Here is a 25,816-nt window from a genome sequence, read left to right on the forward strand (position 1 = left end):
CCGATTTTCTTTGCCGGATGAAACATTTATAAAAAGAACACTTATTTTTTGGACATTTAACCATGAAACGAAATTCTTTTAAAGAACACTTCTTTCTGCCAGTCTTTTTAATAGCAGCTCTTCCTTATTTTACCGGTTGCTCATCCACACACTGCAAAAGGCACATCGACACCATCAAGACAGACCTCGATTCACTCCACAAAGATGTAGATACAGTACTGGGGCTGGATAAACCATCCTCATTAGTGGAAGAATAAAATCCCTTTCCCCTTGTTTACAGAATAGAACGAAAAGAGATAACACGAAAAATGGATCTTGATTTGATAATAGAAAAAGGTTTATTGATAGACGGTACCGGAATGCCTGGTAAAAAAATGGACGTTGGTATAAAGGGAAATAAGATTGAAGTAATAGATGATCATATTTCCTGTAATACCTGCACACGAATTGATGCAGAGGGGATGATCGTTGCTCCGGGATTCATTGACATTCACTCTCATAGCGATTTTCTGTGGCTTGCGTGCCGGGAAAGTGAAAGCAAAATACTGGACGGCGTCACTACGGAGGTTTGTGGCAATTGTGGGTTGTCTGCTTTTCCGTTGCGGGGAAAATTATTGGAACGGCGCAGGCAAGGATTGTCAAAATACGGCATCGTTCCCTCATGGCGTTCTGCCCAAGGGTTTTTTGATGTTGCGGAAGGGATAAATAGTTCCGTCAACAGGGCTTTTCTTGTGGGCCATGGGAATATCAGAGCGTGTGCTTTAGGATATGATGGCAGGGCTGCCACTAAGGATGAATTATCGGTAATGTGCAAGTACCTGGAAGAAGCTATGAAAGCCGGCGCTTTTGGCATGTCCAGCGGCCTGGTCTATCCGCCGGGCTGTTATGCGGAATTTGATGAACTGGTAACAATGTGCAATAGAGTGAAAGAATATGGCGGACTCTATGCCACCCATATACGAAATGAAGGCGATGACCTGGAAAATGCCATTGCTGAAGCGATAAAGGTGGCGGAAGAGACCGGCGTTAATGTGCAGATATCGCATATTAAGACAATGGGACAGGAAAATTGGCACAAATTGGAGAAGGTAAAGGCATTGATAGCGTATGCAATAAACGAAGGGGTGAATGTTACCTGTGATCGCTATCCCTATACAGCAGCAGCGACGGACCTCGATGTCATTTTGCCTGCCTGGGTATACGATGGAGGCACAGAAGATCAAATACAAAGATTAAGAGACCGTGCGGTAAGAAAGCGCATTGCTGGAGAGATGTCAAAAACTGATGAGTCTCCATTTTGGTCAGATATAGTGATTTCATCTGTTTCTACTCAGAAAAACAGGTGGATGGTGGGGAAATCTATTGCAGAAATTGCTGCGATACAGAAGAAGCCTCCGCTGGAGGAGGTGTTAGATCTTCTGATAGAAGAGGATACCAGGGTGGATATTTTTTTGTTTAATATGTCTGAAAAAAATCTGGAAAGCATATTGAGTTGGGATTTTGTATGCGTGGGTTCCGATAGTTCCACCCGCTCCGGCGAGGGTGTACTTGCTGATGGCAACCCTCATCCGCGAAGTTATGGGACGTTTTCCAGGGTATTGGGGACATTTTACAGAGAAAAAAAGCTTTTTTCGATAGAAGAGGCGATCTGGAAAATGACGGGTATCCCGGCTCAAAAGGTGGGATTAGACCGGCGGGGTTTCATAAAAGAAGGATATTTTGCCGACATAACAATCTTTAATCCGGAAACAATTACTGACAAGAGTACCTTTGCAAACCCTCATCAATATTCGGTTGGAGTTGAATATGTAATTGTAAATGGAAACGTTACCGTGCAGAAGGGTAAACACTCCGGCATTAAAAACGGTAAAATTTTGCGGAAAACATCGTGACAATCCCCATTATTTTCTTTCTTTCCCGAACGGGTCACTCTTCATTGAAAGCGAGATCCGCTTTCTTCCAATATCCACCTCGATTACTGTCACCATTACTTTTTGATGAACGCTGACAACGTCTGCAGGGTTTTTAACATATTTATCCGCCATATTGCTGATGTGCACCAGCCCGTCCTGATGAACCCCTATATCTACAAATGCCCCAAAATTGGTAATATTTGTGACAATCCCCGGTAATGTCATCCCTGTTTCCAGATCTTCTACTGCATTAATGTCATCCTGAAAAGAAAAAGCCTCGAACTTTTCCCTTGGGTCACGTCCTGGTTTATCCAACTCACTGAGAATATCATTGAGCGTTGGCAGACCTGTTTCTTCAGTCACGTATTTCTTCAGGTCGATTTTGTTGCGAAGCGCAGGGTTTTTCATGAGATCTTCTACGCCGCAATTCAAATTTTCCGCCATTTTTTCAACAATATAATAACTTTCCGGATGCACTGCGCTGGCGTCCAGAAGATTTTCGCCGTTCCTTATCCTCAGGAACCCTGCCGCCTGTTCAAACGCCTTATCACCTAGCCTCGGCACTTCAACCAGTTCCCTCCTGCTACGGAAGGGTCCATGTTCGTTTCTGTATTCAACAATCTTTTTTGCCAGTTGCTGTCCGAGTCCGGAAACATATGAAAGCAATTCACTGCTTGCCGTATTCAGTTCCACACCCACAGAATTCACGCAGCTCATCACTACATCATCGAGTGACTGCCGGAGAGCCGTTTGGTCAACATCGTGCTGATACTGTCCCACACCAATGGATTTGGGCTCTATTTTTACCAATTCTGACAAGGGGTCAGACAGCCTTCTGCCAATGGATACCGCACCGCGAACGGTTATATCATAATCAGGGAATTCCTCCCTGGCAATATCGCTGGCAGAATATATGGACGCCCCGCTTTCATTTACCATCACGGTAATAATACCGCCGGGCAAATCTATGCCTTTTACAAAACGTTCCGTTTCTCTACCCGCCGTGCCGTTTCCTATCGCGATTGCTTCAATCGCAAATTTTTTGCAAAGGTTTTGCAGCGCTGAAGCCGATTCAGCAATCTTCTTTTGCGGCTCATGCGGAAAGATTGTTTCATTATGGAGCAGCTTGCCCTGTCTATCCAGACATACCACCTTGCATCCGGTGCGGAAACCGGGGTCTATGGCGAGGATGTTTTTCTGTCCCAGCGGGGATGCCAGTAATAATTGTCTGAGATTTTTTGCAAACACCTGTATCGCCTCTTCATCTGCTTCCTTCTTGGCGTTCAGCCGTATCTCGGTTTCCATGCTGAGGCTCAGCAACCTTTTGTACGCATCCGTTAGGGCTAGTTCTACCTGTGCCGATATCTCGTTTTTCGAAACAAGGTATTTGCGTTTTAAAAGATCGATTGCCATCTCTTGCGGGGGCGCTATGCTCAGCAAGAGAAACTGCTCTTTTTCTCCCCTGCGCATGGCAAGCATCCTGTGTGAAGGAACGGAAGCGACAGGTTCCTTCCACTCAAAATAATCCTTATATTTTTGCGCATCCTCTTCTTTTCCTTTTATCACTTCTGAGGTAAGAATACCTTCCTTAAGGAACAGTTCCCTCATTGCCTTTCGGGTATCCGCATCCTCATTGACCCATTCGGCAATGATGTCTCTGGCTCCCTGCAATGCTTCTTCTTCTGTCGTTACCCCCTTCTCCGCATCAATATAACTGGCAGCTTCGGCACGCACATCAAACTCTTTCTGTTCAAAAATCAGTTTCGCGAATGGTTCCAGCCCTTTTTCCCTTGCGGCAGTTGCTCTCGTTTTCCTCTTTGGCTTGTAAGGCAGATAAATATCCTCAAGCGCCGTTAGGGTTTCTGCTTCTTTCACCGCCTTTTCTAATTCAGGTGTGCGTTTTTCCTGCTTTGTCAATGAATTTAAAATAGTTTCTCTTCGTTTATCCAGTTCACGCAATTGGGTTATCCTGTCTCTTATTGCCAATATCGCCACCTCATCCAGGCTACCGGTCATTTCTTTCCGGTACCTCGCAATAAAAGGCACCGTATTCCCCTCATCCAAAAGGGCTATTACTGCGCTTACCTGCTTTGCAGAAAGAGAAAGTTCCTGCGCCGTTTTGTTTGTGTTTGTATCCAAATCCATTGTTTCTTCCTTTTTGCTTTATGGAATAGTTAAGTGGTCAAATAGTCGAATAGTCAAATGGTGAAGTGGTTAAGTGGTTGAAACGATTTAACGAATCATCCCCCTTGCCAGGTTTAGGGGTGTTTTACACACTCCCGGCTGGTTCGGGCTTGTAACCCAATGTCATTAAGTTAAGCAACCTGCCTGAAGAGCCTAAAAAACAATGTAGCCCCTTTAGGGGCGGTCTGTTTGTAGCGCAATAAAATTCAACAGGTAAATAGCTCCGTCAGGAGCGGCCTGTATATGATTGACAGGAAGACAGGCCGCTCCTGACGGAGCTAATATCTGTTATGGTATCCTATCTACTACAAACAGGTTGCTCCTACGGAGCTTATCGGTAATACGTTTTTTTTAAACCAAAGTGTTACAATAATTCTTAACTTAATGACATTGGTTTGTAACCTGAACCCATAAGTTTATGCGGATAATGGGGCCATGTACTGCGGTAAAATTCTAATGCCCAAACCACAAAATCCCTGTTTTGAATCTGGAATTTATTTGTCAGTTGTTCTGCCAATAGAAGACAGATCTTGAAAGTATAAAACGTTTGGTTCATGTTGCAAACCAATATAATTAAGTTAAGGATATTTGATTAAAAACAACCCCCTTTATCCCCCTTTTTTAAGGGGGACTTTTCTGGCAGGTTGCTTAACTTAATGACATTGGGTTGCAAACCTTAACCCGCAAATAGTAATAGCTCCGCCTGTTTGAAATATACGCAGAAAATGACCTGCCAAAATTGTTTACCCACTTACATAACATCAGTTGGTATGGTATAAATATATTTCCCGAGGTGGCGGGAGTTTCCTCCTGTCTCCTTTGATACGATTACTGCCATGCGGAAATTCCTGTATGAAAAAATAAATGCCGTTGGATTTTCGTCTTTTAAAACTCCGCCTGATTTAAAGCAATGCGACTAACATCGTCGCACTACAAAAAATATATGATGCGAAGCTCTCTAAATTTAAATTTTTTAATGAATGATTATACTGGGTCTTCTCCCTATCGAGTGGGTAAAAATGAGCCATTTTTGTATTGAATTAGATATCAGGGAGCATGCAGGTCAAGATTTTGAGCAGGAGATATTCTTCATCTCGTAGGCTATAAGCCCGACGTTGAATTACCCTGATTTTGTTATTCAGACCTTCGACAAATCCGAGCGAAACCTTATTCTCTGGTTTGCAGAAGGCGGCAATGCCATCCCAGTGGCGTTCGACCAGTTCTGCAAACTTCTCATATGGTTTAAGCCGTTGCCACTTTATCGAGGTCTTCCAGTTATCAAAAAACTTTCTGGCCCAGGCCTCTGACGTATAGCTCCATAACTGCCCGAATGTCTCTTTGATGATATAGGCAGTGTTCAGCCGCCTGTTGGCAGTCAGAAGTATCTTTAATGCTTTTCTCCCGTCAGTCGTGAGATTCTCACGATGGGAGAGCCGCGTGTATTTCTGGCCTTTAATAAACTTACGGTCTTTGCCAGTCAGTCTGGCATATTCGCTCTTTCTCACTTTGTCTAATTCCTCGTGCAGATGCTTCATGACATGAGACTTATCGTAGAGTGTGGCAGCTTGCGGTGCATGATGGCGGATGGAGTTTTCAAAAGCCTTCCACATGTCCATAACTGCAAGCCGTATTTCCCTGATTTTTTGAAGCCCCAGTTCTTCACAGAATAGATTCATGCTATCTTCTGAACGGTCTTTGCCGCCAAACCAAATCACCCGCTTCCTCTCAAGGTCGCTTACTATGATACGGTAACGGTGACCTTTACGAATAGAAATTTCATCAATACCGATTACCTTTGGACCAGGATTGTTCAGGGTGCATTCCCGATTTTTTGTAAATATTCGCACATGCCTGTTGGTTGACAGGTATTGTATCGCAAACATCTTGTTTGATTAACCCTGACAGGGTTTGGAACCCTGTCAGGGTTGTTTCTGTCATTTTCAAGCGGTAAAAGGGGAGCATTCCCGATTTTTTGTAAAAATGCCATTAGCGGGGAGAGGGAAAGGAATAGTAACACAAGTTTCCTGTTTGAGGGTAAAATGCCACAAGCAGGATGCTTGTGTTACAATGTACAATTAGTTAACCAAAAATCGGGAATGCGCCTGTTGTTCAAACTATGTCCCCGCTGGCGGGGGTGCAGGGGGTGGACTGGATTTCTCCATCGATTCAACTACCCCTTTATTATTAAAACAAATTTGACCCTCTTTCCACGCTCCGCAGACTGGTCAAATGGACAATTTTATCCTGTTTCGTGACATGCATTCCCGCAGAACGTAGGAATGAGAAGAAAAATTTATGGCTATTCATGTTATAAACCGCCCAGATTTCCTCCGCAGACAATTCCACCCCCTTAATCCCCCGCCAGCGGGGGACAGGCTTTCCACATCCCTTGCAGCGTTGTTTTGCCCCAATCACACAAACGGTTACAAAAATCGGAAATGCTCCTGGTAAAAGACAGGTTTGAAACCTGTCTCTACGTTACTGTTAACCCCTACTGATTGTTTTTTTGCAAAAAATCGTGAATGCACCCACCTGGATTCCCGGCACGGCGGAGTTTCTCCCGCATGTACTGCTTTTCGAGTTCCTTGACAGTTTTCCAGTCCAGGTGCAATTCTGCGGCAGCGTATTTAATCGCCTGGGTACTGCATCTCTTGCCGACATAGAAGGCAAAGCGCTTGGTGTAGAAAGGATTATCCGCAAGGAACTTCAGCTTCTCTTGCTTCGCCTTGTTGCAGCAAATACAGAAAACCCGACGAATCTCAAGTTCAAGGTATACACGCCTGTTGCCGCTGGAAAGATCACGCACTCGCCTATTCTTGCGGTCATAGATGGTTCGGTATACTTTACCGCAGTTACCGCAGACGGTTTTTTTCCCTGTCGGGTAAGCTTTATTACCATGGCATTGGAGTCGCCAAAAACGCCTGATACCTTGTGTTGTGGTTTAAAACTACAAAACTGATATGCATCATAAAGTGATCGTTTTTTTCTCATGCGATTTTATATCACATTTTTAGACGCTAAAACAAGCTGAAAACTCCCTCTAATTGCGGGTCGCAAGACTTTTTTCGCTCATTTTTACTCACTCAGTAGGGAGAAGACCTTTTATTATTTTTATTCGTCATTATGTAAACGGAGTATAATTTATCCATTACAATTACCTTGATTGAATCTGGCATTATAAAAAAGATTGCTTCGGAAAAGGCCCTCGCAATGACAAGCGGAGATGCTCGCAAGGACAAGCTGTACCTCGTACTTCTCTATTGCTTCGGTTTTAGCAGCGGAAACAAGATAACTTCTCTGATGGAAACGTTATTGGTGAGCAGCATAATAAGCCTGTCGATGCCTATCCCAAGACCGCCTGCCGGTGGCATTCCGTATTTAAGGGCGGTTAAAAAATCTTCATCAATCTTTCCGGTAATATCTGTTTCTGTGCCAATTTGTTCATGAAGTCTTCTGTCCTGTTCTATCGAATCATTAAGTTCCGAATAGGAATTTGCCACTTCCATAGATGCGATGTACAATTCAAACCTTTGGGCAAAACGAGGGTCGTGCGCACACGTTTTTGTCAAAGGGCAGATTGAAGTGGGATAATCCAGCACAAAGGTGGGGTTTACCAGCGTTTTTTCAACCAGTTCCTCAAAAAGGGTATTGGCGATGTTGTCCCTGCTGATACCGTTTGTCTCTAAGCCTGATTCCTTTGATTTTCTTATTAACCCTTCTTCATCGTCGTATGATATGCCGCTGTGTTCTTTCAGAAGTTCACAGAAAGTAGCGCGTCGCCATGGGGGCGTCATATTGACCGTTATTTCGCCGAAGGAGAGTTCATATTTCCCCTGTATTTTCATTGCCAGCGAGGTGATCAGCTCTTCCGTCAATTCCATCATGCCGTTATAGTCACTGTATGCCTGGTATAATTCCATCATTGTGAATTCAGGGTTGTGGCGTGTGGAAATGCCTTCATTTCTGAAATTGCGGTTAATTTCATATACCCTTTCCATGCCGCCCACCAGCAGTCTTTTCAAATACAGTTCAGGTGCGATTCTTAAATACAAATCAATATCCAGGGCATTATGGTGGGTAATAAAGGGCCTTGCCACCGCTCCGCCGGGTATTGGTTGCATCATGGGTGTTTCCACTTCCACAAAATCCCTCTCATTCAAAAATGCGCGTATGTGATTGATAATCTGTATGCGTTTTAAAAATGTTTGCATAACATCCTGATTTGTAAACAAATCAACATACCGCTGTCTGTGTCTGAGTTCAATATCTTTCAGCCCGTGCCATTTTTCAGGGGGGTTAAGCAGTGATTTTGATAAGAGGGTGATATTGTCCGCAAAGATCGTAATTTCTCCCGTTCTCGTTTTGAAAAGAGTGCCTTCTACGCCTAAAATATCACCAAGGTCGAGTAAATGGGAGATTTCGAATGTATCTTCTCCTACTTTATCGCGCTTTATATACACCTGTATTTTGCCCGTACGGTCACGTATATCCAAAAATACCGTTTTCCCGTGTGGCCGCATCGTCATGATGCGGCCGGCAGCCTTAGCCTTAATATCATCACGGTCAGGCGCGAAACCCTCAAGGATCGTTTGTATTGATTGTACGTTGTCGTATCGTCCGCCAAACGGATCGACGCCTTTATCCCTCAATTTCTGCAGCTTTGTAAAACGTTCCTGTTCATATTTTTCCATTACTATTTACATCCTTTGGCAACAAATATTCATATTGAAATATCTTCATCAATCGACTCAATTTCAGAGTGCGGAACTGCGTTAATCTTTCTGTGTAGTTGGGTCAGGAATTTTCTTGTATTACGAGGTCGTCAAACAATACATACGAATCGGATTTTGTCCAAAGCCCTATGCCGCCGGAAGAAAACGTATCGTCTAAAACTTCAATTACCATTGCATTTTCAAAAAAACAGCGTATCTTTTTCCCGTCATAAACAACTTTTAACAAATGCCACTCGTTTGAGGATACGGGCATATTTTTTTCTCCGAGCAATTTTTGCTGTCCATTTGACACTTTATATAAATGCACATTGTTTTTCAATGCATTGGCGCTTAACACATAATAGTTTTGATTATCCTTATACCTGAAGACCAGTCCTGCCGCCTGGTCTATCTCTCCACCTTCAGCGCGAAATTTTACATATGCCATGGCGTCTTTATAATCGATATACTCTACCATCAGCAAAGGGAAACGCTTAGCAGTCTTATCCGTTTTTGTCTGTACAACTACATTGTCTGAAGAAGGTGAGTGCTGCACTTTCAGCACCCTCCATTGTCCCTTTTTGCCGTTGCCGGTAAGGGCTTCAAAAAATCCCTTAGGCGTGTTGGATAACTCGTCGTTGTCAAAATAATACTCTTTCCTTTCTCCCAATATTTCGGCTACAGTCACCTTTTGTCCCTGCTGTGCAAAAGCGCCGCTGGTTATTAAAAAATTCATACAAACAAAAATAATTAGTGCGTATTTTTCCATAACAAACTCCATATGTTAAAAAAGTAAAAAAAAAATAAACAAGAGAAAAGTAAAACCTACATAAACGAACATGGGAAATTGTCATTTGTAGTGCGACGAACCTCGTCGTACTACATACTACTGTCCATCAACTCCCGGCGGGCTCAGGTTTGCAACCTTAACCCGCGGAGATTTACGATTTAAAATCCTAAAATCGTATTCATGGTAATATCCCTAATTGTTTTTCAAGGGTCTCCACCATTATGAAATATTTTTCATGCAGTCCGTTACTGATATATTTCTCTTCAACCGCATTTAACCGTTCTATCAGTGCTAACTGGTCATCGTGAGATAGTAGTGTATCTATCCATGGGAAAAGAGCCTTTTCCTCTGTTTGGAGGTGCTTTTTTACATATTTGATATACCTGTAACCAGCTTTTTTGATAGTCTTTCTCGCCTTTTTGCCTAAAGATATTCCTTTCACTGCATCTGATAAAGCCCTTTTCCGGTCTCTCGCCGATATATGTTCCATTAATAGCCGCCCCAGAAAATCTTTCTTTTCCATACCGCCTTGTATATTTTTGACAAATGGAAAAAGTATTTCGTTTTCTTTTTCAATATGGCAAATATCAAAAAAATAACTTATAACCTCTATACTCTTTTCAAATGTTTCTTTGCTGACGGAATCAACATTGTCTTCCATGAGCATTATTGCCTTCTCAAGGGTTATTAAAACCCTTTTCTGCAGCGCAAAATCAGTTCTCAGCAATTCCGTGGTAAACGCATGAGACCCTTCATAGTTTTTAAAACTATCAGAGGTTATGCGTTCCTTGTTGGCGCAGGAAAAAACTGGCAGGCAAAGAATAATGATACAGAGGAGACAATATTTTTTCATGTATTTAGATTTTTGAAAAAGTAAAAATGAATGCCGTTGGATAAACACAGCCTATTTTAACAATGCCTTTGCAATACGTATATCATCAGGGGTAGTGATTTTTATATTTTCATCAGAACCGGGAACAATATATACGGGGTGGCCGGCCTCCTCCACCATTTGTGCGTCATCGGTAAATTCTCTACCGGTGTGCTGAAATTGACGAAATACGTTAATAATCAACGTTTTCTCAAACCCCTGGGGGGTCTGGGCCATCCATAGCTTGTTTCTGGGAATAGTCTTCTTTATTGATAAATCATCATTTACTTCTTTTACTGTTGCTTTCATTGGCGCGGCGAGGATTGCAGCTTTATATTCCCTTGTCTTGTAAACCACCGCTTCTATATGTTCTTTTTTTACAAGCGGCCGTACCAGATCATGGATAAGCACTATTTCCGTATCCGCATCGACATTGCACAAACCGTTAAACACGCTGTCCTGTCTTCTTTTTCCTCCCGGAACGATTTTTTTTATATTGTATGCATTCAGCGAATCCCGCCACGTATCCAGAACAACATTTATCTCCGGTTCTCCGACAATCAGAACAATTTCGCTAATCAGGCTGCATTGTGAAAACCGGTCTATTGTATGAAGGAATACCGGTTTATCGTTGATCTGAATGAAAGGTTTTTTTACATCCCCTCCCATACGTAACCCAAGTCCGGCGCCAACCAGGATGCCCGATACTTTCACTTTACCCACCCGAAATGCTTTTTTTAAGTTCCGCAGCAATATATTCCAATGACTGAGATATGATCTTTACGTCTGAAAAGACCGGCATAAAATTCGTATCGCCGTTCCATCTTGGTACTATATGCAAATGTATATGGCCTGGCAACCCCGCGCCGGCTGATTTTCCCAGGTTAATGCCTATATTAAAACCATCGGGTTTCATAAGCGATGAAAGGTGTTTTTGCATCTTGCCCGCCATCTTCATTATCTCCAATAATTCACTATCGGCAAGTTCGGTGATATCTGCCACATGCCTGTTTGGGACAACCATAAGGTGTCCGCTGTTATAGGGATATTTATTCAGAATGCAAAAACATTGCTCGCCGCGGCATACGAATGATATGTTTTTCTTCTTCCGAACTGCCGTTGTACGCTTCGCATAAAAAACATGCCTCTTTTTCAGACGCGTTCTTAATATACGTCACACGCCATGGCGCCCATATATTTTTCATAATTCAAAAATCCTTTATTTTAACATTTACCTTATCAGTAATTTCTTTGCACACTTCCATTCGTCAGTGCGTGTTTTTTTGCAAAATATTTAATTGTGAAATCTGAAATATGTTCTGAATTAGTCATTGTTAAGTTTGTGATTAATTTTTTAATCTGTGCAATCTGTGGTTCCTTTTTCGTATTTCGTATTTCTTATCTCGTGCTTGTTTGGTTCCGGTGCTGCCAGTTTAGGAATTTTCGATATTTTGCAGAGACGCATTGTATGCGTCTGGAAACTGCTATGCGTAATGAAAATGTTTACAAAACAAAGAGACGCATGCAATGCGTCTCTACATTAACATTATCAACAGATGCAGTGGCGAAGCGCCGGAAAAGGCTCATTAGCCCATTGCACAACAACCACAACCGCCGCCCGCCTTGTTTCCTGCGGGGGCAGGATTGCCGTTGCCTGTTCCTGAGGCTCCAAAAACGGAAAATATTTTTTCAACGTGTTCGCTTCGGCAGGAAGGGCAGAATAGCATTTTTTGTTCAGAGGTGCTTTTAAAATATTCCTCAAATGTTATGTTGCATTTATTGCATTTAAATTCATATACGGGCATACTGCTTTCTCCATTATTAAGGTAAATAAGAGACAGGGTTAACAGGTTTATCTTTTACATATATTTTAAAGTGAATTTCTTTTGTGCTGCTTTCCTTTGTGAGGGGATCAAAAGTGGCAATTGTCTGCCCTTGTTCAATATAGTTTCCCTCGCTGACAATTGGTATGCAATGGACGCCGTATAAAGTTCTTACTTCCCCATCATGTTTGATTACGACCACATAAAAATTATTGTCCGAACCGGAAACTGCTTCTACCGTTCCTTTTTTTGCCGCAACGATTTCTTGTCTTGAATGGGGTTGTATACTTATACCCATAAACTTTTTGCCGTTTCTTGTTTGATTAAAATGCGATACGATATCCCCTTTTACGGGCCAGATAAAACCTTTTGAAGAAACTACCCGGTTTTGAGACGGCATTGCGCTTACTGTTGGGTTGCTATATGTATAGGAAACATTGTTCGAAGGAATAGTAATTTTCTGTCCTATCTTTAAATCCCGTATATCTTTTATTTGATTTGCCGCCACAATTGACTCGACCGACACACCGTAATTTTTTGAAATACGCCACAATGTATCCCCTTTCATAATCGTATAGGTAGTCATCGCCTTTTGTGGTTCTTCAGAAGCTACCGGCTTTTCTTTAAGCAATGGAATTTCCGTTTTTTCTTTTTGAGTGGCGCACCCACCCAGAAAAAACAATGCAGACACGGCTGAGAGAAAGATGATATAAACGTTACGTAAATAACTTTTTATGCTATTCATATTAAGTGGTCTTTCATCCTTAGTCCTTCATTAACTACCGATTGCCGACTGTAGATTGTAGACTGTAGAATTGCCTACTGCTTAAGACACTATTTTATAATGGCGTCTTTTCGAACAATGGGTTTTTTCTTTTTATTTGTTGATGTTTTCCTGTGCTGATAATCGAAATCGGCTAACCGATGTTCACTGTTCGGGAAATTATCACCGAGATAAGACTGGCGTGCGACCGGATTATTTAATATTTCCTGTGTTGTGCCTTTTGCGACAACCTCGCCTTCGCTGATAATATATGAATGAGAGGTAATGCTCAGCGCCTCCCGGACATTGTGGTCGGTAATAAGAATGCCGATGCCCTTATCTCGGAGTTTTAAAACGATTTCCTGCACCTCATTTACCGCAATAGGATCCACGCCGGTGAAGGGTTCGTCCAGCAAAATCATGGAAGGAGAGCTTGCAAGCGCCCGCGCAATTTCAAGACGCCTTCTTTCTCCGCCGGAAAGGGTAAATGCCTTATGTTTTGAAAGCGATTTCAAATTGAATTCGGTAAGCAAATCGACAAGTAATTTGTATTTTTCATGAGAATTGTATCTGTGGGTTTCCAGGATCGCCAGAATATTTTCTTCCACCGTTAAACGCTGGAAAACAGACGGTTCCTGGCATAAATATCCCATGCCTTTACGCGCCCGTAAATATATAGGCATATGGGTAACGTCTTCGCCTTGAAATATTACCCTTCCGCTATCTGGGCGAATAATTCCAATAACCATATTGAAAGAGGTGCTTTTCCCTGCCCCGTTTTGGCCAAGCAATCCGACTATCTCGCCTCTGTTTATTTCGAAACTGACATTGTTTACAACAGTGCGTTTACCGAAAGATTTTGTTAGCCCTTCTGTTCGGAGTAAGTTCATATCTATTTAATAAAGTTGATGTTTTCTAATGGCCAGAATACAAAAAATGCCTTCCCTATAACATTCTTTTCTGGAACAAACTTCCACACGCGGCTATCGTTACTGTTTCTGCTGTTATCCCCTAATACAAAATAATCTTTTTCCTTCAATTGAATTGGCTGGGAAGTGCCATAGGTATCGTCCGAAAGGCGTGTATAATAAATGTCGTGATATATTTGAATATTGTCATACTTCACCTTTGCGTTCGTCCCGCCAAAACGCACCTTGCTTGAGTCAAATGGGCGGAACGCGGGGATACTCCCGTTATAATAGTCGAATGAAAATACATTAACGTCATTTACTTTAAGCGATACGATATGATCTACATTGGAAAATTCTATCTTATGTGTCTGGTTGACGGTTAAATGAAAATCTTTTTCCACTACAACATTATTTGATCTCGAAAGAGTACACTTGTTTGCGATATCTTCGATGGGAATACTGGCGGAAAAGACCTCTTCATTTTTTTCAAGAACAAATTCCAATCGATGCGACCCTTTTGCCGGAGTAACGTTAAGGCTTATTTTGATGTCTCCCACTTCATTTTCTCCGGAACGGTTATTGTAACCGTTCTGATCGGATATTTGTTGCCCAAAAGTAACCAGCGACGTCCCGGAATTATCTTTATTCAGATTATTCAATGACAGTGATTTCTCAGTGACATTCCAAAATTCATTGTCTATTATCCAGGTAGGAACCACTTCTTCATGTATGGTGTAATTACCGTTATAAACAGGCATCCATAACGCATTCTGTGCTTTTTCAGGTTTTCTTTGTATTTTGTCGTTTATATAAATATCACCATTTACGATCTGCAGCTTTTCACCCGGCAATCCAATCAGCCGTTTAATATAATTCTTCTTCTTTTTTGAAAATTTTGTAGAACCACACCGCGGACAGGATAAACTGTCACGCCATTTTACATCAGGTATCAGAACCGAACAGTTTTTACATTTTATATCATAGAACGGATAGACAAAGACCATGACGTCCCAGCGTTTCGGTTTGGTAAATGTATACCAGAATTTATTTACCAGTATTCTGTTACCGCCATGCGTGACCCGGTTTGACAAATCCTTCCATGCTATTTTTGTTTGGCAAGCGGGGCATGTGCCTTTTCTCCATAGCCAGGGGGGCCAGTTGTATCGGATCTTGCCATTGCATGCAGTGCAGTAAAGAGAGGTATTTATTTCAAATTGGCAATTGGGGCAGGTAGCGGTCTCGCTTTGGCGGTCGGCATAGAAACTCCAGTTACAGTTAGGGCAACTGACGTCCTTATGCACACCCAACAGAGTAGGCGCCATCGATCCTGTTGGAATTTTAAATGCTTCTACGACAAAATAACGGATAGCGAATGCCAATGCCACCGCTATGGCTATTGATTCTATATTTTCGCGTAACTTATGTTTACGCTTTTTCTTTTTATCCGGCAAATCTGTCTTTTTAGTGTTTTCCTTATTTTTGAACACAAACCACCCTTTTTTATTCATCATCATCAATCGACAGTACGGACAAGAATGCTTTCTGGGGTATTTCCACGTTTCCCACCGATTTCATACGTTTTTTCCCTTCTTTCTGTTTTTCAAGAAGTTTCCTTTTTCTCGTAATATCTCCGCCGTAACATTTGGCCGTAACATTTTTAGCAATAGGTTTAATGGTCTCCCTGGCAATTACCCTGCTCCCGATAGCTGCCTGCAGTACCACTTCAAACAGGTGTCTGGAAATCTCTTTTTTTAACTTCTTCACCTGTTTTCTTCCTCTGACCTCTGCATCCTTTTTGTGTACTATGGTTGAAAGGGCGTCTACTCTTTTCCCGCCAACCAGGATATCTAATTTTACAAGATCGGCAGATTCGTATCCTATTAAGTCGTAATCCAATGTTCCATAGCCTCTTGTGGCTGATTTCATTTTATCAAAAAAATCAAAAATGATTTCCGCTAAGGGCAGTTCGTATACAAGAATCGCACGTTTTTCACTTAAATATTCAGTGCTTTTGTATCTGCCCCTTCTTGCTTCAGCAAGTTGCATGATAGCGCCTAAATATTCTGTAGGCAAGACAAAACTTGACCGCACCATTGGTTCGCGAAATTCATCTATTTCATTTACCGGAGGAACACTTTCAGGATTATCGACTCTGATTACTTCTTTATTTGTTTTTAAAATTTCATAGGTTACGTTAGGCGCCGTCTGCACTATATTGATATGACTTTCCCGTTCCAGACGTTCCTGAACGATATCCATATGTAAAAGCCCGAGAAATCCGCACCGGAAACCGAATCCCAACGCCTGAGAAGTTTCAGGGATAAAGCTGAAGGAAGAATCGTTCAGGCTTAAACGTTCCAGTGCCTCACGAAGCACTTTAAAATCAGCATTGTCCACAGGATAGATACCGCAATAGACCATTGGTATTGGCTGCCGGTAGCCTGTTAACGGTTTTTCCGCTTTTTCCTTGTTTAAGGTGACAGTATCGCCTACTTTAACATCGTGAATGGACTTAATATTGGCAATGCAATATCCTACTTCACCGGTAAACAGTCCGTTTTTGGGTGCCATTTTTGGTTTAAAGACGCCGACCTCTTCCACCTTAAACGAACGCCGTGTTTTTATCATGAATATTTCATCGCCCACTTTTAACGATCCGTCAAAGACACGCAGATAAATAATGACGCCCCTGTACGCATCATACTCCGAATCGAAAATTAACGCCCGCAGCGGCCCACTGGGATCGCCTTTTGGCGGTGGGATATATTTAATAATAGCGTCAAAAATCTGATCAACGCCTTCTCCGCTCTTTGCGCTCACCATTAATGCCTCTTCAGAGCTAATGCCCAGGGTCTTTTCCATTTCAGCTAATACCTCATAAGGGCGTGACTGCGGCAAATCAATTTTACTTACCACAGGGATAATTACCAGATCATGTTCCATTGCAAGGTAGGTATTGGCGACTGTCTGCGCCTCCACACCCTGCGAGGCGTCCACCAGCAGCAAAGCCCCTTCGCATGAACCCAGACTTCTCGATACTTCATAGCTAAAATCAACATGGCCCGGGGTATCGATGAGGTTTAAATTATACTCTGTTTCCCCGCGCCTGAGCGTCAATGCCACCGCACTTGCCTTTATGGTAATGCCGCGTTCACGTTCCAAATCCATATCATCAAGCATCTGATTCCGGAATTCTCTCGTAGATATCGCCTGCGTCCTTTCCAGAAGGCGGTCTGCCAGTGTTGACTTTCCGTGATCGATATGTGCAATTATGCAGAAATTTCTAATTCTTTCAGTAGACATCCGGCAGCTCCTATTATTCCCGCATCAGTACCAAGTTGTGAAAATAGTATTTTCGTATCCTTATATGATGCCTTTAAAACCCTTTCTTCTATTGTCCGTTTAACCGGACGCATTAACAATTCTCCAGAACCAATCAGGCCACCTGACAATACAACAGCCCCGGGATTCAATATGTGTATGATATTAACGATAGCAATGCCGAGATAGCGTCCTGTTTCTTCAATGATACTCAACGATGCACCATCTCCCTGTACGGCAGCTTCATTGATCCTCTTAGCGGTAATTTCCTCATCCTTTTTTAATAATGAAGCCTTGCCGCTTTCCAATAACTCCCTGAATCGTCTTACCATGCCAGGCGCGGATGCATACACCTCAATACATCCATAATTGCCGCAATTACACAGAGGGCCGTCTGTTTGTATCGACATATGGCCTATTTCTCCGGCAGTATTATTTATTCCCCGCCACAACTTATTATCCAGGATAATGCCGCCACCGATTCCCGTACCCAGCGTTAACATTACCAATGAACTGACGTCTTTCCCGGCCCCTACCCATTTTTCTCCCCAGGCGGCTGCATTTGCATCATTTTCCAGGATGCAGGGCAAACCAAATGTATCGGATATAATTTTTTTAATGGGGATATCACGCCATTTGGATAAATTTGGTGAAAACAAAATAGTCTCGCCTTTTTTATCAATAAGTCCGGGAGAACCAAGCCCTATACCAAGAATATCGGACTTCTCAATGCGGACATTTTTTATTATTCCGGCGATAAGTTCACATATTTGATGGGAAATTACCTGTGATTCCGCATGGGCGTTCGTTTTTATTGAAAATTGATACAAAATGTTGCCATCCCGCCCAACAATGCCGGCTTTTAAATTAGTGCCGCCTAAATCCACGCCGATGATATATTTGCACAAATCCAGCACCTTTATTGGTAAACCTCTGCTTACGGTTTAAAAAAAATCATTTTACAAATAATTTTATAAATGGTAAATGGTAACAAAAGTATTGCGGCAAATCAAGGCATATAAAGCTATCAGGCTGAAACGTAATAGGACGTAACACCATGCATCATACGGGGTTAAAAGTGCATGGCGGTGCGGATAAAAGCTTCATTTTGCCGGGAAATAACGACTGCCCTCAGGCACCAGTCTCCAATATCCAATCTCCGGTCTCCAATCCCCAGTCATCAATCTGCAATTTGCCGACTGCCGACTGTAGATTGCCGATTGCCTATTGCCGACTGTATCTGGAGAATTTCATTGTCCGTTTCACAAGAATCATATAAAGTTTTAATCTGCAAACAATGCACGTAGGGGCGAAGCATTTGCCCGTTTGGGTATGAACGCATTTATGACAATCTATAGCAAATGCTTCGCCTCTACACTATTCAGCATTCAGAACAACTATTCGAGGTAAGGCAATATGGCGCCATATTATCTTGCAATTATTACCGCTATTCTCTGGGGTACCGTTGCTTTTTTAGAAAAGGTAGGGCTTTCTTCTGTTGAACCTATGACGGCTTATATAGTGCGAAGTTCGGGCGTAGTCATTGGTGTTATTATTATCGTGTTGTTTACTTCAAATCTGTCAGCCGTCGGGAGGATGGGAATCAAGTCCATTTGCTGCCTTGTGCTTGCAGGTCTTTTGGCGGGTTTTATAGCACAGGTGATATTTTTTAAGGCAATTAAAACGGGGGAAATTTCAAAAGTTGTTCCTATTACCAGCAGCGCCCCGTTGTTTACCTTTTTTTTGGTTGTATTTTTTTGGGAGAGGAGGTTACCTTTTCCAAAGTTATGGGTATGCTGTTAATTTTAGGGGGCTGATGTTGCTTCGTTAGAAAGCACCCTTATAGTTTTTTTTATTGAAAGAAACATATTCAATAAGTAAAATCCTGCGCGTGAGAAAAGCAGCTATTTTTGATATCGACGGAACAATAATTAAGGGTATTTCCTCCGAAAGGGTTTTATTTTATTATCTTCTGGAAAAGAGGGTAATAAATTTCAGTAGTCTGTTGCGTTTTGCCGCAGCTTTTCTCCGGAAATGTTTCAGTTTAAAGGGGCTGTCTTTCAGAAAGAATAAATACTATCTAAAGAATAATGATTATGAAAACATTATTGGCAATATAGACGAATGTTTTCATAAGCGAATATTGCCGCATATATCGGAATATGCGTTACAGGAAATAAAGAGACTGAAAAATGAAGGATATCTGATCATTTTACTATCAGGTACGCTGAGTCCAATGGTAGAATGCTTTACAAAAGTTTGCAATGCCGATATTGGGATAGGGACTAAACTTGCCGTTGACAATGAAGGCAGGATTACCGGTGAGATTGACGGCATCCATTCTTACTGCGGTGGGAAGGTGAAGATTATTGAACGCCTTGTTTCAGAATATAGTTTGGATCTTTCATCTTCCTATGGTTTTGGCAACGCATATGTGGATGTAAAATTTTTGCGTATAGTGGGATACCCGGTAGCGGTAAACGCAAGTCCTATGCTTTGGTTGTATGCCAGGGCGAATCAGTGGAAAATGGTTACTTTTTAAGGGGATAGCAAATGAATATATACAATATTATGAAAGAAAGACGGAGTGTGCGTTCTTACAAGAAAGAGTCTGTTCCTGAAGAAAAACTGGAACGAATACTGGAGGCGGCAAGAAATGCGCCAAGCGCCGCCAACCGCCAACCGGTATGCTTCTTTGTGATTAAGAATGAGAATGTGAAAAAACAACTGAAAGAAGCGTATAGCGAAGAATGGTTTTACACCGCCCCTGTGATAATTGGCGTATGCAGTATTCCGGAAGTAGCGTGGAAACGAGGTGACGGAAAAAATTATGCGGATATAGACGCCGCAATAGCGATGGACCATCTCATCCTTGCCGCCACAGAAGAGGGACTGGCTACTTGCTGGGTTGCCGCTTTTAAGATATCTGTCGTAAAATCAGTCCTTCATCTTCCGCCCGGCATTGAACCTGTTGCGTTTACGCCGCTTGGTTATCCTGAAATTATGCCTGACCCTACTCATCGTAAATCGCTGAAAGAATTGACAAAATATATATGATGTATGGGAATTTGGCAAGTTCCCTCTTAGGAAAGGATTAGGGGGTAGTCCCTTTTCAAATACCGGTACAATCCTGAAGGGGTGAACTGTTACGACAATTATTTATTTATGAACTATGCATTTCAGGATGCGCAGGACGCTTATGGAAAGAATCTGCCATTTGCCGTAAAATACAAGGGCTATTTTGGGATTAATGTAGCGCCTTGCAGGTGTATGTAAATACCAACCTCATGGATCGTTTCAGCGACCAAATTCTTTGCCGGTACCGCTTTCTCCGGTGATTAACGCGGTAGTGTTTGCACATCTGCCAGATTTTTAATAGTCGCTAAAAACCGATTGCATTTTTTCTGATCTGCTGATAACTACGATGAAATTTATTTGATTCAATGTGGCTATTATTTGCTGTTTCTTCTGATACGGATTTGTCTTTTACCACCAGTACTATCCCGATAATAGCGCCTTTTTCGTTAAGAAGCGGAGAAGTCGTAACATTAACTATTTGATTCATATTGCTGCTTTTCTGACATTGCACATAGAACATTTCTTTTGTTTGCTTATTTCTCAAAGTTTTTGCAATCGATAGAAGGCATTTTCCGCTACAATGTTCAGTATATGTGATAAATTTCCTGCCTTTTGCACTATCGGCCAGATCACATATTCTAATGGCCAAATCGTTTGCTTATAATATGGTCAGGTCTTTGTTCATGATAATTATCGCATCATTTACGCTTCTGAGTACGGCCTTCATATTGAAATAATTGTTTTTTTCTATCAAGCGCTATCTTTTTCTCTAACGCTTTCTTCGTAATATTTAACAGTTGCTCCTGCGTTACAGGCTTAGGAATATAATTGAAGGCGCCAAGCCTCACCGCTGATGTGGTGCTTTCAATTTCCGGAGCGGCGGTAATAATAATAACCTAACAGTTCATATTTTTACGTCTGATAGCTTCAGGAATCTCTATACCCGTTTTCCCCTTTAAGACAATATCGGTAAATACCACATCGTAGTTTGTTTTTTTCAAAGCTGACAACGCATCCTTATAATTCTCAACAGTATCAACGTCATACCCTTCATCTGAGAGAAATTCCCTGAAGGTATACTCTGTATGCTTTCTTCGTCATCAATGACTGATATTTTCGCTTTCATTCTGACCCTCTTACATTATAAAAAACCGTCGTCATAATGTCTGGTTCAACACGAACAAACAAAGTTTGTCAATGCCACCCTTATTTTTAATTGAAAATTTGTAACAATTTGTTTTTTTTGAAAAATTCCAATTTTTTAAGCTTTTCTTCCACCCCTTTCCGGTATGAGCCTTTCCTCGTTATATATTTGCTCTTTCTGCCGCTAAAAAGGGTTGCGGCGCTTAGTGGCAACCATGTTTTTGATCCTCCCGCCCAACTTCCTTCCATGGAATACCGCCCGCCCACCTCAAAGTTTCTCTTGACCGAAGTTTTTACAAGTTCGCCAATAACCTGCATGGTCGGATTTAGATTTGAGGTTCTCTGCTTTAATTCGCCCAGGAGTTTTACCACCCCTGAATCGTCAACTTTTATTTGAAACATGGTTTTCCTTTTGTTATAATATTCGCGCAGGCATCGGTTGGGCCGTACCCCGATAACCGGTTGCCGGGCGCTGCGGCCGGTACGGAGGCTGAGAGCTATTAATCCCTCCCATAGAGAAGTCTTCCTTTTCTTAAATTTCCTGCGCCGGTTAAACCCCCTCTGAATAAATCCATGCTCACCCAATGCCCGTTCATAATCTCGGCATAGAGACCGAAATATCGATGCTTCGCCCCTACACTAAGCATACTATCAAACGGATGTTCACACCAATTTAAAAAAATGCCGTAAAAGCCTTATATTTATTGGCTTTTACGTCACAAAGCAAGTTTTTTTCGTGACTGCCCTATAATCCCGGCAACTTTATCTGCAACGCCTCTAAATTAAAGGGTCAGGCCGGATTTGTGATACTTATACTCAAGGAGTTCACAAAATGTGATTTCAGGAATGCTATAACTATTTATGTCAACAGAAGTTAAATCTAATTTCAAAAATCAATATTTGTGAACTCTTACAGTATATATTGCCTGATACTTTTCTGTCATCACCGTAATAAATAAGCATTTGACATTAACGGCACGTTCTTTTTAAAATAGCCTATGTTATTTTTATGTTTTATAAATACTGTGATACTTTGTATTTACCATTTTCACCTAACGGTAATGATTATTTAATGCCTGTCAGTGAAGAAAAACAGAAAAAAGGTCAAACAATGAAGCACAGTATTCGTATTGCAAATGATTTTTAGTGTAATTTAAGGAACTATTATGGACAATTCACATTTCTTTTTTAGATTCAATTGCTCTGGAGGCATTATTTCAATGATAAAATCTATGTTTCCCCCTTTTCGGGCTTGTGAAATAGCTACTGCCGGATTTCTACAAAGATTTGTTTCCCATTTATTATTGTATAAAACTAAAAGCATATTTATTATAGCCAGTTTATTTTTGGTTTTTGCATTCCATTCGTTGGCAGATGCAAAAAGTAAAGAAATTTTGGGCCGGGTAGAGAAGATTCTTGTTTTCCCCGGGAACATTGTTTTAAAAGCAAAAGTAGATACCGGCGCCAAAACCTGTTCCATAAATGCCCCTGTTTATACCTTATTTGAGCGGGATGGTGAAAAATGGGTGAAATTTGAATTGATAAATGAAAAAGGAGAAAAGTTGAATATTGAGGAAAGGGTCATACGCACAGCAACAGTAAAGCGTATAGGAATGCCGTCAGAAAAACGCCCCGTTATTAAACTTGGCATTTGCATAGGAGGTATTTATAAGGAGGTTGAAGTAACTCTTTCAAACAGGACACGGTTTATGTATCAGATGCTTATAGGGAGAAATTTTTTGCTGGACGATTTTTTCATAGATGTATCCTCCACCTATTCCAAAGAACCAAAATGCGAGAGTGTTTTCGGCGATGAATAGAACACATTTTTACTTTTTTATCTTCAGCCTCTTACTCATAAGCTGTGGTTTGATCGCCTATAAATATTTTGTATTTGGTTTTCCTATAGTCCCGGAGGAAAAGGCTAATTTTTGGAATATTGAAGTTCATGTTTCCTTTGATGCACAGAACGAACCGGCAAAGGTGGTGTTATTCTTGCCCGGATATTCAAGAAACTTTATTATTTCATCTGAAAATTTTGTCTCGAGGTCTTATGGTATAACCACTTCTACCGACAACATTAACCGGAGCGCAACATGGGCTATTCACGAGGCAAGTAAGCGTCAGGTGCTTCTCTACCGCATCCAGGTGAATAAAGTAAAAGTAAGAAATCCTCCGGATAGCGCACCCCCTCTTGAATGGGAAGTTCCTGAATTTTTGGAACCTAATCGGTCAGCAGCCAACGCCCTTCTTGTTGAAATCCTGAGAAAATCAGCAGATACTGATTCTTTTGTGATGAAATTATTCAAGCTTCTGAATGCCCAACCGCCAGATGAAAACGTTGCGATTCTTTTGGACAAAGAAGTTTCTGTGGATAAAAAGGTAGAATTAGCGGTTCAATTGCTTGCTCTTGCAGGCATTCCTGCCAGGGTAGTAAATGGTATTAAAGTAACCACCAGAACAAACGATGCGAAAATAGAAAGGTGCATAGAAGTGTATAGTGGCGGGAAGTGGACGGGTTACGATCCGGTTTCAGGAACATCATTAATTTCCGGGAACTATCTGGACTGGTGGAGGGGAACAAAACCATTAGTACAGTTATCCGGCGGGAAAAATCTGAAAACAAATATTTCTGTAGGTCTTCAGGAAGAGGATGCTATCAATGCCGCTATAAAAAGGGCGGAAACAATGAACCCGTATTTATTAAATTTTTCTTTATTCAGCTTGCCGCTCCATTTTCAGGCAGTTTATCATCTGTTGCTGCTCATTCCTATTGGCGTTTTATTTTTGGTTATCCTGCGAAATGTTATTGGTATTGAGACATTTGGCACTTTTATGCCTGTGCTTATCGCTCTGTCTTTCAGGGAAACACATTTAATTTCAGGTATTATATTATTTAGCATACTGGTTGCGATTGGAATGGCTGTGCGTTTGTATCTTGAGAATTTCAGGCTCCTGATGGTATCCCGTCTCGCATCCTTACTTATTATCATTATTATATTCATCGGGATATTCGATATTTTATTCTACAAACTTCATATTGAGATAGGACTCTCCATCTCAATATTCCCAATAGTCATTCTCACTATGACGATAGAACGAATGACCATTACGTGGGAGGAACGGGGGTCTAAAGCCGCATTGCAACAATGTGTGGGAAGTTTAATCGCCGCTTCCATTGTATACTTTTTTATGTTTAACAAATATAGCAGACACTTAATATTCGTATATCCGGAGATGCTTTTGCAGATACTGGCAATCGCCATGCTTTTGGGCAGGTATAAAGGGTACAGGTTAGTAGAGTTATTCCGTTTTAAGGAGTTTAATAAGATAAAATAATGATTCCAAAACTCATAAAACAATTGCATAAATTAGGAATTGTTGGAATTAATCGCCGTAATATCGATTATATCTCAAAGTATAATAAGCGGTGCCTATACCCGCTTGTGGATGACAAATTACTTACCAAGAAACTTGCAATACAGGCGGGCATTAACGTCCCCGAATTGTATGCCGTTGTAGCAGTAAACCATCAGGCACGGGATATACATGCCATTCTCAAAAAACATTCCACATTCGTTATTAAACCTGCCCATGGGAGCAGTGGAAATGGCATAATCGTTATCACCGGCCATTCTAAGAAAGGATATCGAACCCTGGGAAGGATGATCGTTAGTGAAGAGTTCCTTGAAAATCACATTTTAGAGATTCTTAGCGGCGTATATAGTATAGGAGGACATACCGATAGGGCGTTCGTAGAATATACGGTGCAGCTTGCCCCATTTTTCAGAGACCTTACCTATCAGGGAATGCCTGATATTCGCATTATTGTTTTTCTCGGAGTGCCGGTTATGTCAATGATGCGCCTGCCAACACATTTATCGAATGGCAAAGCAAATTTGCATCAGGGTGCAATAGGCGTTGGTATTGATATAGCAACAGGTATCACCACTACAGGGGTATGGTTTAATGATATTATTACGGAACACCCGGATACAGGTATTGAAATAACCGGCATAAAGATCCCAAACTGGGAGAATTTATTGAACCTGGCCGCACGGTGTTACCAACTCACAGGATTAGGTTATCAGGGAATAGATATTGTTATTGACAGAGACAAGGGGCCTATGCTCTTAGAATTGAATGCGCGTCCGGGTCTCAACATCCAAATCGCCAATTGCGCAGGATTATTGCCGCGTCTGAAAATCGTTGAGCAACGCTACAAAGAACTAAACACTTTGGAAGAAAGGGTTTCCTTCATACAAAATATTTGTAATATTTCAGCATAGATATACTCAAAGGGTTCA

General features: G+C 41.6%; 26 protein-coding genes and 1 pseudogene. 9 read left to right on the plus strand and 18 right to left on the minus strand.

The features are described 5' to 3' along the window. The first annotated feature begins 62 nt into the window (after nucleotides 1-62). Together M5U24_RS11435 and M5U24_RS11440 are read left to right on the plus strand one after the other, a co-directional pair. On the plus strand, nucleotides 63-257 hold the full coding sequence (locus M5U24_RS11435; RefSeq protein WP_157775615.1) for a hypothetical protein: 195 nt from the start codon (nucleotides 63-65) through the stop codon (nucleotides 255-257). Between the two features lie 51 nt (nucleotides 258-308). Further along, the gene (locus tag M5U24_RS11440) at nucleotides 309-1,892 is read left to right on the plus strand and encodes a D-aminoacylase (protein ID WP_099323641.1); all 1,584 of its coding nucleotides are present in this window, start codon (nucleotides 309-311) and stop codon (nucleotides 1,890-1,892) included. A gap of 9 nt (nucleotides 1,893-1,901) precedes the next feature. Here M5U24_RS11440 and M5U24_RS11445 read toward each other — a convergent pair whose 3' ends face one another. Beyond that, nucleotides 1,902-4,058, minus strand: a complete 2,157-nt coding sequence (locus M5U24_RS11445; protein WP_099323640.1) for a Tex family protein — start codon at nucleotides 4,056-4,058, stop codon at nucleotides 1,902-1,904. Between the two features lie 1,079 nt (nucleotides 4,059-5,137). Then, complete coding sequence (locus tag M5U24_RS11450) at nucleotides 5,138-5,980, minus strand: ISL3 family transposase (RefSeq protein WP_099323639.1); 843 nt, start codon at nucleotides 5,978-5,980, stop codon at nucleotides 5,138-5,140. Between the two features lie 635 nt (nucleotides 5,981-6,615). On the opposite strand from M5U24_RS11450, the gene M5U24_RS11455 reads away from it, so the two are divergent. Next, nucleotides 6,616-7,056 carry a hypothetical protein gene (locus M5U24_RS11455; protein ID WP_230405771.1) on the plus strand — a complete coding sequence of 147 codons (441 nt, stop codon included), beginning with the start codon at nucleotides 6,616-6,618 and terminating at the stop codon, nucleotides 7,054-7,056. A 298-nt stretch (nucleotides 7,057-7,354) separates the two neighbouring features. On the opposite strand, the gene lysS is transcribed toward M5U24_RS11455, so the two are convergent. The 12 genes from lysS to M5U24_RS11515 form a co-directional block, all read right to left on the minus strand. Next, a complete protein-coding gene (lysS, locus tag M5U24_RS11460) occupies nucleotides 7,355-8,788 on the minus strand; it encodes a lysine--tRNA ligase (protein ID WP_099323635.1) in 1,434 nt (477 codons plus the stop codon). 103 nt (nucleotides 8,789-8,891) lie between these two features. Continuing rightward, nucleotides 8,892-9,578, minus strand: a complete 687-nt coding sequence (locus M5U24_RS11465; RefSeq protein ID WP_157775610.1) for a family 16 glycoside hydrolase — start codon at nucleotides 9,576-9,578, stop codon at nucleotides 8,892-8,894. A 199-nt stretch (nucleotides 9,579-9,777) separates the two neighbouring features. Continuing rightward, nucleotides 9,778-10,452, minus strand: a complete 675-nt coding sequence (locus M5U24_RS11470; RefSeq protein WP_099323633.1) for a hemerythrin domain-containing protein — start codon at nucleotides 10,450-10,452, stop codon at nucleotides 9,778-9,780. 51 nt (nucleotides 10,453-10,503) lie between these two features. Continuing rightward, complete coding sequence (gene ispD / locus M5U24_RS11475; RefSeq protein ID WP_099323632.1) at nucleotides 10,504-11,184, minus strand: 2-C-methyl-D-erythritol 4-phosphate cytidylyltransferase; 681 nt, start codon at nucleotides 11,182-11,184, stop codon at nucleotides 10,504-10,506. Nucleotide 11,185: 1 nt separating this feature from the next. Then, nucleotides 11,186-11,566, minus strand: a complete 381-nt coding sequence (locus tag M5U24_RS11480; RefSeq protein ID WP_320414771.1) for an HIT domain-containing protein — start codon at nucleotides 11,564-11,566, stop codon at nucleotides 11,186-11,188. Next, on the minus strand, nucleotides 11,520-11,675 hold the full coding sequence (locus M5U24_RS11485) for a hypothetical protein (RefSeq protein ID WP_298202483.1): 156 nt from the start codon (nucleotides 11,673-11,675) through the stop codon (nucleotides 11,520-11,522). Before M5U24_RS11485 ends, M5U24_RS11480 begins: the two co-directional genes overlap by 47 nt. A gap of 381 nt (nucleotides 11,676-12,056) precedes the next feature. Continuing rightward, nucleotides 12,057-12,275 (minus strand): zinc ribbon domain-containing protein, encoded by a 219-nt coding sequence (locus M5U24_RS11490; RefSeq protein ID WP_099323630.1) that lies wholly within the window; start codon nucleotides 12,273-12,275, stop codon nucleotides 12,057-12,059. A 16-nt stretch (nucleotides 12,276-12,291) separates the two neighbouring features. Next, the gene (locus M5U24_RS11495) at nucleotides 12,292-13,038 is read right to left on the minus strand and encodes a LysM peptidoglycan-binding domain-containing protein (RefSeq protein WP_099323629.1); all 747 of its coding nucleotides are present in this window, start codon (nucleotides 13,036-13,038) and stop codon (nucleotides 12,292-12,294) included. Nucleotides 13,039-13,127: 89 nt separating this feature from the next. Next, a complete protein-coding gene (lptB, locus tag M5U24_RS11500) occupies nucleotides 13,128-13,946 on the minus strand; it encodes an LPS export ABC transporter ATP-binding protein (RefSeq protein WP_099323628.1) in 819 nt (272 codons plus the stop codon). 2 nt (nucleotides 13,947-13,948) lie between these two features. After that, nucleotides 13,949-15,454 carry a S26 family signal peptidase gene (locus M5U24_RS11505; protein WP_157775608.1) on the minus strand — a complete coding sequence of 502 codons (1,506 nt, stop codon included), beginning with the start codon at nucleotides 15,452-15,454 and terminating at the stop codon, nucleotides 13,949-13,951. Nucleotides 15,455-15,467: 13 nt separating this feature from the next. Beyond that, the gene (lepA, locus tag M5U24_RS11510) at nucleotides 15,468-17,270 is read right to left on the minus strand and encodes a translation elongation factor 4 (protein WP_099323626.1); all 1,803 of its coding nucleotides are present in this window, start codon (nucleotides 17,268-17,270) and stop codon (nucleotides 15,468-15,470) included. Next, complete coding sequence (locus M5U24_RS11515) at nucleotides 17,237-18,196, minus strand: ROK family protein (RefSeq protein WP_157775605.1); 960 nt, start codon at nucleotides 18,194-18,196, stop codon at nucleotides 17,237-17,239. Before M5U24_RS11515 ends, lepA begins: the two co-directional genes overlap by 34 nt. A gap of 508 nt (nucleotides 18,197-18,704) precedes the next feature. On the opposite strand from M5U24_RS11515, the gene M5U24_RS11520 reads away from it, so the two are divergent. Genes M5U24_RS11520 through M5U24_RS11530 form a run of 3 tightly spaced genes read left to right on the plus strand, consistent with a single transcriptional unit; the run spans nucleotide 18,705 to nucleotide 20,345 of the window. Further along, nucleotides 18,705-19,091: an EamA family transporter gene (locus tag M5U24_RS11520; protein WP_298202490.1), complete on the plus strand. Its 387-nt coding sequence runs from the start codon at nucleotides 18,705-18,707 to the stop codon at nucleotides 19,089-19,091. Between the two features lie 52 nt (nucleotides 19,092-19,143). Continuing rightward, entirely contained in the window at nucleotides 19,144-19,830 is a 687-nt protein-coding gene (locus M5U24_RS11525; RefSeq protein WP_099323622.1) for an HAD-IB family hydrolase, read from the plus strand. 11 nt (nucleotides 19,831-19,841) lie between these two features. Beyond that, a complete protein-coding gene (locus tag M5U24_RS11530) occupies nucleotides 19,842-20,345 on the plus strand; it encodes a nitroreductase family protein (protein ID WP_099323621.1) in 504 nt (167 codons plus the stop codon). A gap of 325 nt (nucleotides 20,346-20,670) precedes the next feature. Here the strand turns inward: M5U24_RS11530 and M5U24_RS11535 are convergent, their stop codons facing one another. From M5U24_RS11535 to M5U24_RS11550, 4 genes and pseudogenes are all read right to left on the minus strand, one after another. After that, nucleotides 20,671-20,853 carry a hypothetical protein gene (locus tag M5U24_RS11535; protein WP_157775599.1) on the minus strand — a complete coding sequence of 61 codons (183 nt, stop codon included), beginning with the start codon at nucleotides 20,851-20,853 and terminating at the stop codon, nucleotides 20,671-20,673. Between the two features lie 409 nt (nucleotides 20,854-21,262). Then, nucleotides 21,263-21,379 (minus strand): annotated as a pseudogene (locus M5U24_RS11540) (hypothetical protein); the annotation flags it as partial. After that, complete coding sequence (locus M5U24_RS11545) at nucleotides 21,364-21,492, minus strand: hypothetical protein (RefSeq protein ID WP_261341075.1); 129 nt, start codon at nucleotides 21,490-21,492, stop codon at nucleotides 21,364-21,366. The gene M5U24_RS11545 and the pseudogene M5U24_RS11540, both read right to left, overlap by 16 nt. 86 nt (nucleotides 21,493-21,578) lie before the next feature. Then, on the minus strand, nucleotides 21,579-21,911 hold the full coding sequence (locus M5U24_RS11550; protein ID WP_164994902.1) for a hypothetical protein: 333 nt from the start codon (nucleotides 21,909-21,911) through the stop codon (nucleotides 21,579-21,581). A gap of 818 nt (nucleotides 21,912-22,729) precedes the next feature. Here M5U24_RS11550 and M5U24_RS11555 point away from each other — a divergent pair. The 3 genes from M5U24_RS11555 to M5U24_RS11565 are packed head-to-tail and all read left to right on the plus strand — an operon-like array spanning nucleotide 22,730 to nucleotide 25,798. Next, complete coding sequence (locus M5U24_RS11555; RefSeq protein WP_157775596.1) at nucleotides 22,730-23,329, plus strand: RimK/LysX family protein; 600 nt, start codon at nucleotides 22,730-22,732, stop codon at nucleotides 23,327-23,329. After that, entirely contained in the window at nucleotides 23,322-24,848 is a 1,527-nt protein-coding gene (locus M5U24_RS11560) for a UUP1 family membrane protein (protein ID WP_164994903.1), read from the plus strand. Before M5U24_RS11555 ends, M5U24_RS11560 begins: the two co-directional genes overlap by 8 nt. Beyond that, a complete protein-coding gene (locus tag M5U24_RS11565) occupies nucleotides 24,848-25,798 on the plus strand; it encodes an alpha-L-glutamate ligase-like protein (RefSeq protein ID WP_295101820.1) in 951 nt (316 codons plus the stop codon). Before M5U24_RS11560 ends, M5U24_RS11565 begins: the two co-directional genes overlap by 1 nt. Nucleotides 25,799-25,816 lie beyond the last annotated feature (18 nt).

Source organism: Candidatus Kuenenia sp., from assembly GCF_027493735.1.
In the GTDB taxonomy this organism is placed as follows: Bacteria; Planctomycetota; Brocadiia; order Brocadiales; family Brocadiaceae; genus Kuenenia; species Kuenenia stuttgartiensis_A.

Coding starts and splice junctions, on each gene's coding strand:
- M5U24_RS11560 (WP_164994903.1), top strand. CDS start 23,322: ATGAATAGAACACATTTTTACTTTTTTATCTTCAGCCTCTTACTCATA.
- M5U24_RS11550 (WP_164994902.1), bottom strand. CDS start 21,911: ATGTTTCAAATAAAAGTTGACGATTCAGGGGTGGTAAAACTCCTGGGC.
- lepA (WP_099323626.1), bottom strand. CDS start 17,270: ATGTCTACTGAAAGAATTAGAAATTTCTGCATAATTGCACATATCGAT.
- M5U24_RS11450 (WP_099323639.1), bottom strand. CDS start 5,980: ATGTTTGCGATACAATACCTGTCAACCAACAGGCATGTGCGAATATTT.
- M5U24_RS11445 (WP_099323640.1), bottom strand. CDS start 4,058: ATGGATTTGGATACAAACACAAACAAAACGGCGCAGGAACTTTCTCTT.
- M5U24_RS11490 (WP_099323630.1), bottom strand. CDS start 12,275: ATGCCCGTATATGAATTTAAATGCAATAAATGCAACATAACATTTGAG.
- M5U24_RS11485 (WP_298202483.1), bottom strand. CDS start 11,675: ATGAAAAATATATGGGCGCCATGGCGTGTGACGTATATTAAGAACGCG.
- M5U24_RS11470 (WP_099323633.1), bottom strand. CDS start 10,452: ATGAAAAAATATTGTCTCCTCTGTATCATTATTCTTTGCCTGCCAGTT.
- M5U24_RS11495 (WP_099323629.1), bottom strand. CDS start 13,038: ATGAATAGCATAAAAAGTTATTTACGTAACGTTTATATCATCTTTCTC.
- M5U24_RS11555 (WP_157775596.1), top strand. CDS start 22,730: ATGATAAAATCTATGTTTCCCCCTTTTCGGGCTTGTGAAATAGCTACT.
- M5U24_RS11440 (WP_099323641.1), top strand. CDS start 309: ATGGATCTTGATTTGATAATAGAAAAAGGTTTATTGATAGACGGTACC.
- M5U24_RS11535 (WP_157775599.1), bottom strand. CDS start 20,853: ATGAATCAAATAGTTAATGTTACGACTTCTCCGCTTCTTAACGAAAAA.
- M5U24_RS11545 (WP_261341075.1), bottom strand. CDS start 21,492: ATGAAAGCGAAAATATCAGTCATTGATGACGAAGAAAGCATACAGAGT.
- M5U24_RS11435 (WP_157775615.1), top strand. CDS start 63: ATGAAACGAAATTCTTTTAAAGAACACTTCTTTCTGCCAGTCTTTTTA.
- M5U24_RS11530 (WP_099323621.1), top strand. CDS start 19,842: ATGAATATATACAATATTATGAAAGAAAGACGGAGTGTGCGTTCTTAC.
- lysS (WP_099323635.1), bottom strand. CDS start 8,788: ATGGAAAAATATGAACAGGAACGTTTTACAAAGCTGCAGAAATTGAGG.
- M5U24_RS11520 (WP_298202490.1), top strand. CDS start 18,705: ATGGCGCCATATTATCTTGCAATTATTACCGCTATTCTCTGGGGTACC.
- M5U24_RS11565 (WP_295101820.1), top strand. CDS start 24,848: ATGATTCCAAAACTCATAAAACAATTGCATAAATTAGGAATTGTTGGA.
- M5U24_RS11465 (WP_157775610.1), bottom strand. CDS start 9,578: ATGGAAAAATACGCACTAATTATTTTTGTTTGTATGAATTTTTTAATA.
- lptB (WP_099323628.1), bottom strand. CDS start 13,946: ATGAACTTACTCCGAACAGAAGGGCTAACAAAATCTTTCGGTAAACGC.